Consider the following 15,354-nt stretch of genomic DNA (forward strand, 5'->3'; position numbering starts at 1 on the left):
CAATTATCAAGCGCAATCCTAAATTGAAATAAAAAAAGATAATGTAGTGCTATTTTACTTCCAGCGAATATAGGTTAATATGCCAGATAGGAGAGTCAAAGAAGGCAATTTTTTTCAGACCGGATTTTTCGGGATGGGCTATGGTTTCGGTTGAAATCATGTAGTCGCATTGCATTTGTCGCAATGCCGGGCCGGATAGTTCGATATCCCTTTCTTTTGGGGCTAATCCTTTGGTGATGTGTGTGTTGAAATAACCGGTACCCTGGTCATACACAATGAGGCACTGACTTCCCCAGTAGTCAAAAAAGCCTGCATTGATCTCATTTTTAGCCAGTTCCTTTTCAATAATGGGGCGGAAAGCCTTTTTATAAGCCAATGGGTAATTACTCGAATAACCGTCAATGGTCCATAAACCATTGTATTGCGCGATCCCCGGCGGAATCCCAATGCTGGCCACGCGATAAGTCCCCACAGGCTTCCCGATCGTCGTTTTGATTTTTTCAAACATATCAACTGAGTAATAGTCGTCGTAGGTGAAAATGTAGTGGTATGCTTGTATTTTGACCCATTTACTGAAAAATCGCGCGTAGTAGGTAGGTTGGTAAGCAAAGCAAATAACAAGCTGTGCAACGAGGAGTATAGAAACGATCAGTTTTTTACGGATAACCGGCAGTAACAGAATGGCTTGTGCCATTGCCACATGCCACAATAGTTGCAGAAAGATGTGAAATCGCTCCATACTGTACATTCTCAACAAATCTGACTCATTTCGCAGATTCACCACGGGATCCCATTGTAACGCTCCTATGTATATGCAGATCAATGCAATGATGGCCAGCGTAACCGTAAGGCCGGTTGGAATGGACCTGGTTTTGAGCGCGTGGTAGCCAAAAGTAGCAAGCACAAATGGCAGCATTACGAAGGTATGCAGCGACAATGCGACGTCAATGTTGCCCAGCAGGAAGTAGCGCACCATTACTTTGGCACAAATAAGCGGCGAGGTAGAAAACCGCAGCATGTCCATTCTGTGCGAAACAAAGCCCTTTCCACCCAGCATATTGGCCAGCAAATCCAACTTTGTCACTGAGTACAGCAACAGTAGTAATGCAAAAGCACTGATCAATGTAAGTACGGACCGCTTTTTCGAGAAGTCATAAATGATCAACAATGCCAACCCCAAAAGCATGAAAACACCTGCCGACTGAAAATTGGAAAAGAAAGGGAATGTGCCCAAAATCAGCCAGTTCCAAAAGCCATTTTGCTTTTTCCGGATATTCAGAATGGCATATAGTAGCAATGGCTGGCCAGCGATACTAAGCCCCCAGGTAGGCAGAAAAGGCATCAGACCAAAGGATAGCGACAGAAATGCGGCAGATAATGTGTCCATTCCCAGATGGTAACGCGACAAAAGCCACATTCCCAATACGCCAATCGCACTAATAAAAACGATCAGGATCTGGTACGCTTCAAATGTAGGAAAGAGGAGATTTAGCCAATAATAAAAATTGTAAGTGCTGACGAGCGTGAACTTGGGAACGCCACTCATGAATGGCTCGACAATGGTGTAGGCAGGCGACCAGGCATAACCTTGCTGAACTACCGTCCGGTACCAGACTACATAAGAATCCAGTGAATCGAAAGCATTGAAATATGCTTTGGTGCCGAGCAGCAGGCCTGGTAAATGATAAAGGCAAAATATCAAAACAACCCCGATGCTGTGGAATTGCTGATATCTTGCCTTCATAAAGTATATGCTTTAATTGATCTTTAAAACAGCCATAAATGCTTCCTGCGGAATTTCTACATTTCCTACCTGACGCATTCTCTTTTTACCTTTTTTCTGCTTTTCAAGAAGCTTGCGTTTACGGGAAATATCACCCCCATAACATTTCGCTAATACATCTTTCCGCATTGCCTTCACAGTTTCTCTCGCGATAATCTTCTGACCAATAGCTGCCTGGATCGCAATTTCGAACATTTGCCGCGGGATCAGCTCGCGCAATTTTTCGCAAAGCTTTTTACCCCATTCGTAAGATTTGGAACGGTGAACGATTGCCGAAAGCGCATCTACAGGCTCCCCATTGAGCATGACGTCCAGTTTCACCATATCCGACTCCTGGTATCCTGCCAGTTCGTAATCCAATGATGCGTAACCTCGTGAGATGGTTTTGAGCTTATCAAAAAAGTCAAAAACAACTTCGGCAAGCGGGATCAGGAATTGCAGCTCTACGCGCTCTGAGGTCAGGTAGATCTGGTTTTTAAGGATTCCACGTTTATCCATACACAAGTTCAGGATCGGTCCGATGTAATCGGCCTTGGTAATGATCTGTGCATTAATGTAAGGTTCTTCAATGGTTTTGATAACAGTAGGGTCCGGCATTTCTGACGGCGCACTGATATTCATCAACTTATCTTTCGTATTCAAAACCCTGAACTGTACCGATGGTACCGTCGTGATCACGGTCATGTCAAATTCGCGTTCGAGCCTTTCCTGCACGATCTCCATGTGCAGCATGCCCAGGAAGCCGCAACGGAAACCAAAGCCCAATGCAGCGGAAGTTTCAGGTTCCCAAACCAATGCAGCATCATTCAATTGCAATTTTTCCATTGCCTCGCGAAGCTCCTCAAATTCGGTGGTATCAACTGGATAAATACCCGCGAAAACCATTGGTTTTACTTCTGAAAAGCCTTGGATGGCCGTGGTAGCCGGTCTGTCGATGTGTGTGAAAGTATCACCTACTTTAACTTCCTTGGCGACTTTGATACCGGAAATCAGGTAACCTACATCACCGCATTCCACGATTTGTTTCGGAATTTGGACCAGGCCCAATGTTCCGATCTCGTCAGCGATATATTCCTTGCCGGTAGCCATGAACTTCACACGGTCACCTTTTTTGATACTTCCGTTTTTTACCCGGAATATTACTTCAATACCGCGATAAGAATTGAAAACAGAATCAAATATCAATGCCTGCAACGGACCGTCAGGTTCGCCGACGGGTGCAGGGATACGTTCGATAATGGCACTCAGAATGGCTTCGATACCAATTCCTTCTTTTCCGCTGGCAGGGATAATGTCTTCCCGCTTGCAGTCCAGCAGTTCCACCATTTCGTCTTTGATCTCCTCAGGCCTTGCGCCTGGTAAGTCAATTTTATTAAGTACCGGAATGATCACCAAGTCGTGGTTGATCGCCAGGTATAGATTTGAAATCGTTTGTGCCTCAGTACCTTGCGATGCATCTACTAATAAAAGAGCTCCTTCGCAAGCTGCGATAGACCTTGAAACTTCGTAGGAAAAATCCACGTGTCCCGGTGTATCGATCAGGTTCAATATATATTCTTCTCCCTCGTACACATAGTTCATCTGGATCGCGTGGCTCTTAATAGTGATACCTCGTTCGCGTTCCAGATCCATATTGTCCAGGAGCTGTGCCTGCATGTCCCGGTGAGACACCGTTTTGGTAAATTCCAGCAGTCGGTCTGCTAATGTGCTCTTCCCGTGGTCAATATGGGCAATAATGCAAAAATTACGGATTTTCTTCATGAATGTAATTACTATTCGAATGCTTTGAATTTTATAAGTTCAGACCAAAGCATCCACAAAATTACAAGGGTAATTAATATTTCAACAGGTTTTCTTTTGGAAGTTGGAACATAATAGGGAATACCTCATTGAAAAAGAAGAGGTCCCGGTCCCGATTGTTCGATTCGCGAACGGTTTTTCCACACTTTGATATAGAAAATAAAAAGGACAACTATCACCAGCAAAACATAAAACCCATATCTGATCAGCCCCGCTGATAATACTACGATGGACAGTAAAATAGCCGGATGCGTTAAGAAATCAATAAATGTCCTGAACCACCTTTTAAAAGATCCGGGTGAAGTTTCCGAATTTAAAATCATCACCTGATCATTGAAATCCAAAATTTTAAGGAGCTTGACCAGGAAGCTGCTATGGATGTCAGCCTGATATCGCAGCTGTTTCGGCCAATGAAGCAGGGAGCTATATGCGAGCACCAAAGCCATCACGAAAGGCCCAAAAGTCATGTGCATCAGCAATACCATAGGTAAATGAAGCATTGCGCCCATGATCATGGCGTAAACAAGCCAATTTCTTTTTAGTAAAGCAATAGCAATACCGAACTGCAAAACTATGACACTGATACCCACCATTTGGGAAAGTAACATGGGCGGAAAAATACCTGCAAGTGTCAGATATGCAGGTATTTGATGTTTCACAGCCAGTAGCGTTTCCATACTGGCACCATTCCACCAATCCATGTCAAAAGCTTTGTTCAGATCAGCGCCGAGATATAATACAATGAGCTGGTAACGGATCAGTGCGCTTCCCGTTTCGCGATTGCTCAGCGCTGTACAGACAAACACACAGGCGACAAAAAGGTGCGCGACGGAAATACAGGTTTGGCAGGAGATCGTCCCAATAATGAAGGATAACCCTGCCAGCAGGCAGCCAGTACGTACAAAAGAAGAGAAGAGCAGGATCAGAATTCCGACATAATACATAATGTGGACTGCCATATTGTACTGCCAGTCGGTGCCTAAATCTTCCAGGAAGCCAATAATGGGGAGGAACCTGCCTCCTCCCTGATTTCCCAAAAACGGAGATTCATTGGAAATGATGAGATAAATGGCGAGCAGTCTCACCATTAATACAAGTTCGGGAATGATACGCTTATAGAGTAGGTAAAAAGGATTGAGATCCTTCATTCTTGTTGATATTTTGTAGCCAGAGGTATGTTTGAGTAGGGTGATTATTAATGGAATAGCGGATAAGCACACTATCAGGGTGGTTATGATGCCTGGCTTCCGCTGTGTCCACCAGTCTTTTAAGATTTCCTGCGGCATGCACCTCCCACTCCGTAGCATGAATGCCGTAGCGGGCTTCGACTGCTTCTTTGGGTAATGCAAGTCCGTTCTTGTACGCGGAAATATGGTAATGTACCTGTGTAGTGTGCGGCGACCACGAAAGCGTGCGGGTGTCCCTGCCTAGCTCGTAAATATTATTGGCAATTTGGGCAAAGAGAAAAATCAGTCCTGGTATCCACTTCCTTATCGCTGAACTTGTCATGAGGCTGGTAGGAAATAATGTCCTTTCTAAATTTCTGATTACCTTAACTTTATCAAAGAAGCAGAAAATTTTAATGATTTACTGAAAATGGAAACCGGTTACAGGAAAGAAATCGATGAACGCCTGACAGGCCATTTCATCAAAGATTTTAAATACTATACCGCCGTTATTCCCCGGAAATTCCTGCAATTGAACCAATAGGACAGCTTTTGTATGAGTTTACAAATAAATTAATCATTTGATTAAATAATTTGTATAAATCAAAAATGGATTTTACATTTGTCTCGTTCAAAGAATATGACTGGAATGGCTAAGATTGCGAAAGCGGAGTTGGATCTCACGACCGAGGAGAAAATAAAGGAAGCGGCGGGAATTGTATTTACTAAAAAAGGATACGGGAATGCGCGCACGAGAGATATAGCGGAGGAGGCAGGGATTAATCTCGCTTTACTGAATTACTATTTCAGAAGTAAGGAGAAGCTGTTCAACATTGTGATGGCTGAGCGGATTGACAAACTTTTCGGTGTACTGGTACCGGTATTGAATGACGAATCGACGACATTGGAGGAAAAGCTGGAACAAATTACCGGGAACTACATTACAATGCTCCTGGAACATCCCGATCTGCCGATTTTTGTGTTGAGCGAGATCAGATCAAATCCGGAGCAGCTGGCTAGCCGCTTACAGGCCAGGCAGCAATTGGCGGAATCGGTTTTTATCAAACAGCTCAAAGCCAAACGAAGCGATATTCATCCGTTTCATTTTTTGATGAATTTGCTGGGAATGACCTTATTCCCCTTTATTGCGAAACCGGTTTTGGAGCCTATCATTGGAGGCGAAGATAATTATCGGATGATCATGGAGCAGCGTAAAAAACTGATCCCCGGCTGGATTAAAATGATGCTGGAAACGGCGTAAATTTTTTTGACTACTAATTAATCAAATGATTAAATAAAACGAATAAAAAAAATGATTAAGTTATTTCATAACCTGATTTTAGTCCTCTGCTTTTGGATGCTGATTTCGCAGGTTCATGCGCAAAGCAAACTATTGACGATCGATGAATGCTACGGACTGGCGCGGAAAAATTATCCGATGATCCGTCAGCGTGAATTGATTATCAGGACGAAGGATTTTTCGGTCGGGAATGCGGCAAAGGGTTATTTGCCACAACTGAATATTTTGGGGCAGGCTACGTACCAGTCGGCGGTAACGGAATTTACGCTGCCGGTGGCTGTGCCGGGAGTTGAATTCCCGAGTATCAGCAAGGACCAGTACAAAGTGTATGGCGAAGTGACGCAGACGATTTATGACGGTGGGGCCGTTCGTACGCAGGTCAAATCGTACGAAGCCAATGCATTGGTGGAAGAGCAAAAGCTGGAAGTAGAGCTTTACAAGCTGAATGAAAGAGTAAACCAGATTTTCTTCGGCATACTGATGCTGGACGAGCAGATCAGGCAGAATGAACTCTTAAAAAAAGACATTCAGCTGGGAATCAACAAGGTAAAGGCATTGATTGCCAATGGTACCGCATTCAAAAGTAATGGTTACACTTTGCGGGCCGAGCAGCTGAAAGCCGATCAGCGTAGTACCGAGCTCCATGCGAACCGAAAAGCTTACGTGGATATGCTGGGAATGCTGGTGAATCAAACTATGGATGATGTGCAACTCGTTAAACCTCAGCCATTCACATTGTCAACCCAGATCAACCGTCCGGAGCTGCGAATGTATGATTCGCAGAGTCGCAGTCTGGACATTCAGGATCAGTTACTGAATGTGAAGAACCGACCGAAGTTCAATTTCTTTTTCCAGGGAGGTGTCGGTCGTCCCGCCCTCAATATCTTGAATAATAGCTTTGACCCGTACTACATTACGGGTGTGCGTTTGAACTGGTCATTGTCGGGACTGTACACCCGAAAGAATGACCGCCTGCTGATCGGAAACAATCGCCAGGCGATACAACTTCAAAAGGAGAAATTCTTATACAACACCAATCTGACATTGAAGCAACAAAACGCGGATTTGGCCAAACTGGAACAATTGCTAGGCTCTGACGATGAGATCATTGCATTGCGAGAAAGCATTAAAACTACATCCGCGGCCCAGCTTGAAAATGGCGTCATTAATACCAATGATTACCTCCGGGAAGTGAACGCAGAAGATCAGGCGAGGCTGAACAAGATCTTGCACGAGATTCAGCTGTTAATGTCGCGTTACAATCTGCAAACCACATTGGGCAGGGAACTGGAATAACTGAACCCTCCCTCCACAATTTAAAAGAATCAATGATCAGGAACAACAATCAGAAAGCATGAAAACATCCGTATTAAGCTTGATAATCGTCACATTACTAGTCGGTTGCAAAGGGAAAGAAAACCCATACGATGCCTCCGGTACATTTGAAGCGGTTGAAACAATCGTATCCGCAGAGGTTACCGGCCGGATCACGCAACTGGATCTGGAAGAAGGCCAGGAGTTAAAAGCCGGGCAAATAGTAGGGCACATTGACAGCCTGCAATTGTATCTGAAAAAAAAGCAACTGGAAGCGCAGATCAAAGCCACAGGCAGCAAATTGCCAGATATTACTGCGCAAACAAATGTATACAGACAGCAGCTGGCGGTGTCGCAGGTACGGCTCGATAATTTACTCCACGAGCAAAAACGTATCCAAAACCTGCTAAAAGCAGACGCAGCTACGCCAAAACAGCGGGATGACATTAACGCACTGATCGCAGAGCTGCAAAAGCAAATGGAAGTAATCCGTAAACAGGATGCCGCGCAGGTCTCGGTACTAAAAACGCAAACCTCAGGTATTCGGGCGGACGTACTACCGCTTTACGTACAGATTGAGCAGATTAATGATCAGCTGACGAAATCCAGGATTATCAATGAGGTCAATGGCAGCGTGCTGACCAAATATGCCGGGATCAACGAAATGGCCGTTGCCGGAAAGCCACTTTACAAAGTCGCCGACTTGTCGACCATTGTTTTGCGAGCTTACATTACTGGCGACCAGTTACCTAATGTTAAACTGAACCAGCATGTGAAGGTTTTGGTGGATTCGGCGGACGGAAAATACCGTGAGTTGCAAGGGAAGATAGAATGGCTCAGCAGTAAAGCTGAATTTACCCCCAAGACCATTCAGACCAAAGACGAGCGGGCTAATCTGGTATATGCTGTCAAGATCAGGTTGAAGAATGACGGGTTTTTGAAAATTGGGATGTATGGTGAGGTAATTCTGTAAGTATGGAAGCTGTTATTGTTAAAAATCTCACCAAAACCTACGGTAAGGAAAAGACACTTGCGGTCGATAACGTTTCGTTTTCGGTGCAAAAAGGGGAGCTTTTCGGATTGATAGGGCCGGACGGCGCAGGGAAATCGAGCATTTTCAGGATACTGACGACATTGCTGTTGCCTGATTCCGGCGCGGCGTCTGTCGATGGTTTCGACATTGTTCAAGATTTCAAAAAAATCAGGAATACAGTTGGTTATATGCCCGGCAAGTTCTCATTGTACCAGGATTTGACCATTGAAGAAAATCTGCAATTTTTTGCCACGGTTTTCGGGACTACCATCGAAGAGAATTACCATTTGATCAAAGACATTTATGTACAGATCGAACCATTTAAAAAACGCCGGGCAGGGAAGCTTTCCGGTGGAATGAAGCAGAAACTGGCATTATGCTGCGCTTTGATCCATAAACCGACCACATTGTTTCTCGACGAACCGACTACCGGCGTGGATCCGGTTTCCAGAAAGGAATTTTGGGAAATGCTGCGCAGGCTCAAAGAGCAGGATATCACGATTGTCGTCTCCACACCGTATATGGACGAAGCTTCGCTCTGCGACCGCATTGCATTGATCCAGGGTGGCAAAATTCTGTCGATCGATACGCCTCAAAACATTGTTAGGGCATTTCCTGATCAACTATTTGCGGTGAAAGCGAATGAAATGTATCCGCTGCTGAAAACGCTGGAAAGTTTTCCTGCTCGTATCAACAGCTACGCATTTGGCGAATACGCACACATTAGTTTAGGTAGCGTGGAGGCTGTACCGGAATTGGAAAAATATCTGGCATCACAAAAACTTTCAGGAATCGAAATCAAGTCCATTGAGGCAACGATCGAAGATTCTTTTATCAAATTATTAAACTGAAATCAGATGGCCGAACCGCATTCACAGACCGAAAAAGTGATCATTAGCGAAAAACTGACCAAGCGTTTTGGCGACTTTACGGCTACCGACGAGATTTCATTTGAGGTATATAAAGGAGAGATATTTGGCTTTTTGGGCGCTAATGGTGCGGGAAAGACCACGGCGATGCGGATGCTTTGCGGATTGTCAGCGCCTACCTCGGGTAAGGCGAGCATTGCAGGCTACGACGTGTACACGCAAACAGAGGACATTAAGCGGAACATCGGCTACATGAGCCAGAAATTCTCATTGTATGAAAACCTGACGGTACTCGAAAATATCGAATTTTTTGGAGGTATCTACGGATTGTCAGACCAGCAGATTGAGACCAAAACCAATGAGCTGCTGGACCGGCTTGGGATGAAAAGCGAAAGCAAAAAGCTGGTAGCATCCCTGCCACTGGGCTGGAAACAGAAGTTGTCCTTTTCAGTAGCGGTGTTGCATGAACCGAAAATAGTCTTTCTCGACGAACCGACGGGTGGGGTAGACCCGGTGACAAGGCGCCAGTTCTGGAATTTGATCTACGAAGCAGCCGACCGCGGCATTACGGTTTTTGTAACGACACATTACATGGACGAGGCGGAATATTGCAATCGTATATCCATCATGGTGGATGGCAGAATCGAGGTTTTGGATTCTCCGTTTAATCTCAAAAGTAGATTTGGCGTGCAATCCATGGATGAAGTTTTTTATCAGCTGGCCAGAAGTGCCAAGAGGGGAGATTAACATTATGAAACAGTTCATCGCATTTGTCACGAAGGAATTTTATCACGTTTTACGCGACAAAAGGACGTTACTGATCCTTTTTGGAATGCCCATTGCCCAAATACTGGTCTTCGGTTTTGCATTGACCAATGAGGTCAAAGATTCGGAGATATTGATTGTGGATTATGCAAAGGACAATGCTTCGCAGGAGATTACCACAAAAATCGGTGCGAGCCGGTACTTTAAGATCCGCAAAGCTGCATTGACCCATAACGAGATTCTTTCAACATTTCAAAAGGGCAAAATCAAAGCGGTAGTGGTGTTTCCGGTTAATTTCAATGACGAGCTCCTGCATAACAACAAGGCTCAGATACAGGTCATTACCGACGCGAGCGACATTAATACCGCCAATATGATCACCAATTACCTCTCCGCGATCGTACAGGATTATCAGAATCAGATCAATGTCAATTTGGAGCTACCCTACCAGATCACGGCCGAAACGCGGATGCTTTATAACCCTCAACTCAAAGGAGCGCACGGGTTTGTGCCCGGGGTTATGGCGCTGGTTTTAATGTTGGTTTCCGTGATGATGACTGCGATTTCGATTGTCCGTGAAAAAGAGACGGGCACCATGGAAATCTTACTTGTTTCGCCATTCAAGCCGGTTCTGGTGATTTTTGCCAAAGCATTACCTTACCTGTTTTTGTCACTGATCAATGTGTCGGCGATTTTGTTTCTAAGTGTTTTCGCGTTGGAACTTCCGGTAAAAGGTAGCCTGCTGCTGCTATTCGCGGAAAGTACATTGTTTATCATTACCTGCCTGGCGCTGGGGATCTTTATTTCCATCAAAACCGACTCGCAGCAAATCGCCATGCTGATCTCTCTGATGGGAATGCTGCTGCCGACCATGATGTTCAGCGGCTTTCTTTTTCCGATCGAAAATATGCCTTATCCGTTGCAGATCATTTCCAATATTGTTCCTTCCAAATGGTTTTACATGATCGTCAAGTCCATTATGATCAAAGGTTTAGGCATTCAGTCGCTTTGGAAAGAAACGGCCATTCTGCTGGGTATGACATTGTTTTTATTGACGATCAGTTTAAAAAGTTTTAAAATCCGTTTGCAATGAGGACATTGAAATTTCTATTGCGCAAAGAATTCCGGCAGATTTTTCGTGACAAATCCATCGTGGCATTAATCTTCCTTATGCCGGTCATTCAACTGATCGTCATGCCGCTGGCTGCTGATTATGAGGTTCGTAACATTAACTTAGCGGTGGTCGACAATGATAAATCGTCCTATTCCCAGAAACTGATTTCCAAAGTGATCGCCTCCGGTTACTTTCGTTTGCAGGGTTATAACGATTCTTTCAATGAAGCATTCACCCTCATTGAGTCAGATAAAGCAGACCTGATCCTGGAAATTCCACATGGATTTGAAAGAAACCTGATCCGTGATAACAAGCAGAAATTGTTTGTGGCGGTGAATGCGATCAATGGTACGAAGGCCAATCTGGGCGGTTCGTATCTGAGCAGCATCATTGGCAGTTTCAATGCGGATATTCGTATGCAATTGGTGCAGCAGCCGAGATTTAGCCAGTTTCCGGTAATCGAAGTGGTGGCTTCCAACTGGTTTAATCCGGTTTTGAACTATAAAATATTCATTGTACCGGGCATTTTGGCCATTTTGGTGACAATGGTGGGAGGGTTTTTGGCAGCTCTTAACATTGTGAAGGAAAAAGAGATTGGTACCATTGAGCAGATCAATGTGACGCCGATCAAGAAGCATATTTTTATCCTTGGCAAGCTGATCCCGTTCTGGGTACTGGCCAATATCGTTTTTACCGTCGGGTTGATTCTGGCCCGCTTTATTTATGGGATTGTCCCCATCGGCAGTCTGCTCGTGTTGTATGTTTTTATTGCTATTTACCTGCTGACCGTGCTTGGTTTCGGGTTGCTAGTATCGACCTATTGTGATACTCAGCAGCAGGCCATGTTCATTATGTTCTTTTTCATGATGCTTTTCATTCTGCTGGGTGGACTTTTTACGTCCATCGACAGTATGCCGGACTGGGCCAAGCTCATTACCAGGTTCAATCCAGTGCGATACATGATCGAGGTCATGCGGATGGTGATCCTCAAAGGCAGCGGCTTTATGGACGTACTGCCTAATTTGGCAGCGGTTTCAGCCATGGCCGTTATCTTAAATGGTTGGGCGATTTTGAATTATAAAAAAACAAACTGACCCTTATTCAACCGTTACCATGGCTTTGATCACGCCATTTGCAGGATCAAGCCAGCTTTGAAACTGGTCTTTCACCTCAGGAAATGTGACGCGGTGGGTGATATATGTTTTTGGATCAATCAAGCTGTTTTTCATACTTTGAATGACATGTTCAAAATCAGCGCGGGTCGCATTTCTGCTACTCATTAATGTAGCTTCCCGCTTGTGAAAATCGGGGTGGCTAACACTGATTTCTCCCTTTTGCAGCCCAACAAGCACATATCGCCCGCCATGCGCCAGGTAGCTGAATGCCGTATTGATCGCCCGCAGGTTACCAGTAGCATCCACAATCACCGTGGGCATATCGCCATCGGTGATCTCGGCAAGTTTTTCGGCAACATTGTCTGTTAATGCATTGACAGCGAATTCTACGCCGATCTTTTCACGGGCAAACGCCAGTCTTGAATCATTGATATCCAGCGCAATAACGCGGCCTCCTGCAATTCTTGCAAATTCCATCGTGCCCAACCCGATAGGTCCGGCACCCACGACCAGCACCATTTCATTCTTACGGATGTCTGCGCGGCGGATCCCGTGTGCGCCTATCGCGAGCGGTTCCACAAGCGCAAGCTCATCATACGTGAGCCCGTCACCATGTACGAGCGAGTAGGAGGGCACGGACAGATACTCAACCATGCCTCCATCTATATGTACGCCTGAAACTTTGAGAGTTGTACAGCAGTTGGGTTTTTCGCTCCGGCAGGCAATGCAAGTTCCGCAGTTGAAATAAGGAATAAATGTGACCGCCTCGCCCACTGAAAAACCAGGAGCACCGTCCGTTTCCACGATTTCTCCGGAAAGTTCGTGACCGAGAATCCTCGGATAATTGAAAAACGGCTGGGTACCTTCAAAAGCATGCAGATCGGTGCCGCAAATGCCGATGCGCTTTATTTTAATGATCGTATGGTCTTTTTCCAGCACAGGTTTTGCTGCTGTTTCATAAGAAAGCGTCCCTGGCGTGGTGCAAACTAGGATTTCCATTGCGTAAAATTAAGAATTAGCAAGTGCCCTGTCCAAATGGACATAACCGCCGTCGACATAAATCAGCTGGCCGGTCGTGTGGCTTGAACGTTGAGATAAAAGAAAAACAGTCATGTTCGCGATCTCTTCCGCAGTGGTCATGCGGTTTTCAAAAGGAATGTGGGCGGTAATAGAAGCCAGTTTTTCCTGAGGATTTGGCAAAGTTTCGATCCAGCGTTCGTAGAGCGGGGTCCAGCACTCGGCAACGATCACCGAATTGACCCGGATACCATATTTCAGCAGTTCAACGGCCCATTCGCGGGTTAGCGCATTGCGGCCTCCGTTTGAAGCAGCATAGGCAGAAGTGCCTCCCTGGCCTGTATCGGCGGTTTTGGAACTGATATTGACGATAGCACCTTTGGAGGCTTTCAATGCAGGCAATGCATAATGTACCATGAGGTAATAATGCACGACATTCTTGTGAAGCGAGGCCATAAAGCGCTCATAATCGCCACTTTCGAGTCCTACACCGTCATTCACACCTGCATTATTGACCAGCCCGTCGATACGCCCGAACTTTTCCAGGACCGCTGCCACGGCTTTTTCAGACTCTTCCGGTTGGGTCAATTCGGCGGCTATCTGAAAAGATTCGAAACCTTTTCCGGCCAAGTCGTCCACTACTTTTTGATTATCGGCTGCATTACGTCCCACGATCACAGGTATCGCGCCTTCTGCGGCCAGTACCTGCACGATTCCTTCTCCTATGCCTTTGGCGCCGCCGGTAACGATGATTATTTTATTCTGAAGTTGTAAATCCATGTTGTTTGAAATTGAAAGAGCTTCTTAAATGATTGATGCCACATTAATGGGCAGTACCCAGCGTCACATTCTTGATAGAATTGTTTTTTACTGCAAAATACAAAACGACCAAGAAACACACAGCAGGAACAATGTAAGCTGTTTGTATCGACGAAATGTCTGAAACCTGTCCCATGATTACTGGAAAAATGGCCCCGCCGACTATCGCCATAATGACCAATGACGAGCCAATTTTGGTTTTTTCGCCCAATCCTCTGATGCTCAATGCAAAAATGGTAGGGAACATGATGGACATGAAAAATTGTACGCCCACCAACGCATATACCGACACCATACCTTTGGTAAGCACTGCAATGATGAGCAAACCAACACAAACGATGCTATAAAGCGCAAGTAAGCGGGGTGGGGCGACAAAGCGCATCAGATAGGTGCCGATAAAGCGGCCTATCATAAAGCTCAGAAATGCTCCGGACAACAAGTATGCTGCCGTTTTTTCGTCAATACCGGCCACTTTGTCCGAAAAACGAATGAAAAAACTGCTGATACATACCTGGGCGCCGACATAAAAAAACTGCGCTGCGATGCCAAGGATCAGGTTTTTCTCATCCCAAATGGAGCCGCTCACTTTTTTACCCGTTTCATTTTCGTCCTTGATTTCCGGAAGCGCCGTCCGCCAGATCATGATGGCAACAAATAGCACCACCACCCCGATGACAATAAATGGCTTTTGGACAGAAGCTGCTTCCGCATTGAGGTAGCTATTGAGCTGCTCGCCGGACATGGCCTGCTGCTGCTGCTCCGTGAGTGTTTTTCCCGAAAGAATAAATGTCCCGCCCATTAATGGTGCCAGAAATGCAGCTAGACCATTGAAAGACTGCGCGAAATTGAGCCGCTGAGTGGCCGAATCGGCATCGCCGAGAACCGTAATGTACGGGTTGGCAGCTGTTTCCAGCATGGTAAGTCCGCTGGCGATAATGAACAATGCAACAAGAAAAAAGCCAAAGTGCCGCATTTCGGCGGCTGGGAAAAACAGGAAGGTGCCAGATGCGAAAAGGATTAGGCCAAGTGTGATTCCAGCCTTGTAGCCATATTTTTTCATGAAAAGTCCCGCCGGTAATGCGACGAGGAAATAGGCAATGTAAGAGGCAGAATCGATCAATGCCGACTGAAAGTCACTGAGCTGACAAGCTTTTTTCAGGTGTGGAATGAGGATCGGGTTAAGGTTCAGGGCGAAGCCCCAGAGAAAGAACAAAGAAGTGATCAGAATGATAGCCAGCCGCGTTTTACGATCGGTCATA

The 15,354-nt window shown here is 45.5% G+C and carries 14 protein-coding genes; 7 read left to right on the plus strand and 7 right to left on the minus strand.

Features of this window, described 5'->3' with window-relative positions:
• Positions 1-49: 49 nt before the first annotated feature.
• The 4 genes from ABIO93_RS03640 to ABIO93_RS03655 form a co-directional block, all read right to left on the minus strand.
• On the minus strand, positions 50-1,744 hold the full coding sequence (locus ABIO93_RS03640; protein WP_348064537.1) for a DUF6044 family protein: 1,695 nt from the start codon (positions 1,742-1,744) through the stop codon (positions 50-52).
• Positions 1,745-1,756: 12 nt separating this feature from the next.
• Positions 1,757-3,544: a translation elongation factor 4 gene (lepA, locus tag ABIO93_RS03645; RefSeq protein WP_348064539.1), complete on the minus strand. Its 1,788-nt coding sequence runs from the start codon at positions 3,542-3,544 to the stop codon at positions 1,757-1,759.
• 125 nt (positions 3,545-3,669) lie between these two features.
• Positions 3,670-4,731 carry a hypothetical protein gene (locus tag ABIO93_RS03650; protein ID WP_348064541.1) on the minus strand — a complete coding sequence of 354 codons (1,062 nt, stop codon included), beginning with the start codon at positions 4,729-4,731 and terminating at the stop codon, positions 3,670-3,672.
• A complete protein-coding gene (locus tag ABIO93_RS03655) occupies positions 4,697-5,092 on the minus strand; it encodes a hypothetical protein (protein ID WP_348064543.1) in 396 nt (131 codons plus the stop codon). The genes ABIO93_RS03650 and ABIO93_RS03655 overlap by 35 nt, the downstream gene beginning before the upstream one ends.
• A gap of 306 nt (positions 5,093-5,398) precedes the next feature.
• Here ABIO93_RS03655 and ABIO93_RS03660 point away from each other — a divergent pair, with 306 nt between their 5' ends.
• The 7 genes from ABIO93_RS03660 to ABIO93_RS03690 are packed head-to-tail and all read left to right on the plus strand — an operon-like array spanning position 5,399 to position 12,238.
• Positions 5,399-6,010 (plus strand): TetR/AcrR family transcriptional regulator, encoded by a 612-nt coding sequence (locus tag ABIO93_RS03660; RefSeq protein ID WP_348064545.1) that lies wholly within the window; start codon positions 5,399-5,401, stop codon positions 6,008-6,010.
• Positions 6,011-6,061: 51 nt separating this feature from the next.
• Positions 6,062-7,345, plus strand: a complete 1,284-nt coding sequence (locus tag ABIO93_RS03665; RefSeq protein ID WP_348064547.1) for a TolC family protein — start codon at positions 6,062-6,064, stop codon at positions 7,343-7,345.
• A gap of 58 nt (positions 7,346-7,403) precedes the next feature.
• Positions 7,404-8,336: an HlyD family efflux transporter periplasmic adaptor subunit gene (locus ABIO93_RS03670; protein ID WP_348064549.1), complete on the plus strand. Its 933-nt coding sequence runs from the start codon at positions 7,404-7,406 to the stop codon at positions 8,334-8,336.
• Between the two features lie 2 nt (positions 8,337-8,338).
• On the plus strand, positions 8,339-9,247 hold the full coding sequence (locus ABIO93_RS03675; protein ID WP_348064551.1) for an ABC transporter ATP-binding protein: 909 nt from the start codon (positions 8,339-8,341) through the stop codon (positions 9,245-9,247).
• Positions 9,248-9,253: 6 nt separating this feature from the next.
• Positions 9,254-10,012, plus strand: coding sequence for an ABC transporter ATP-binding protein (locus tag ABIO93_RS03680; protein ID WP_348064553.1), 759 nt, complete (start codon positions 9,254-9,256; stop codon positions 10,010-10,012).
• 4 nt (positions 10,013-10,016) lie between these two features.
• Positions 10,017-11,123 carry an ABC transporter permease gene (locus tag ABIO93_RS03685; RefSeq protein WP_348064555.1) on the plus strand — a complete coding sequence of 369 codons (1,107 nt, stop codon included), beginning with the start codon at positions 10,017-10,019 and terminating at the stop codon, positions 11,121-11,123.
• Positions 11,120-12,238, plus strand: a complete 1,119-nt coding sequence (locus tag ABIO93_RS03690; RefSeq protein ID WP_348064557.1) for an ABC transporter permease — start codon at positions 11,120-11,122, stop codon at positions 12,236-12,238. The genes ABIO93_RS03685 and ABIO93_RS03690 overlap by 4 nt, the downstream gene beginning before the upstream one ends.
• Before the next feature lie 3 nt (positions 12,239-12,241).
• On the opposite strand, the gene ABIO93_RS03695 is transcribed toward ABIO93_RS03690, so the two are convergent.
• Genes ABIO93_RS03695 through fucP form a run of 3 tightly spaced genes read right to left on the minus strand, consistent with a single transcriptional unit; the run spans position 12,242 to position 15,353 of the window.
• Complete coding sequence (locus ABIO93_RS03695) at positions 12,242-13,258, minus strand: zinc-binding alcohol dehydrogenase family protein (RefSeq protein ID WP_348064559.1); 1,017 nt, start codon at positions 13,256-13,258, stop codon at positions 12,242-12,244.
• A 9-nt stretch (positions 13,259-13,267) separates the two neighbouring features.
• Entirely contained in the window at positions 13,268-14,056 is a 789-nt protein-coding gene (locus ABIO93_RS03700; protein WP_348064561.1) for an SDR family oxidoreductase, read from the minus strand.
• 43 nt (positions 14,057-14,099) lie between these two features.
• Complete coding sequence (fucP, locus tag ABIO93_RS03705; protein WP_348064563.1) at positions 14,100-15,353, minus strand: L-fucose:H+ symporter permease; 1,254 nt, start codon at positions 15,351-15,353, stop codon at positions 14,100-14,102.
• Position 15,354: the final 1 nt, after the last annotated feature.

The sequence above is a fragment of the Dyadobacter sp. genome (genome assembly GCF_039919315.1).
GTDB lineage: Bacteria > Bacteroidota > Bacteroidia > Cytophagales > Spirosomataceae > Dyadobacter.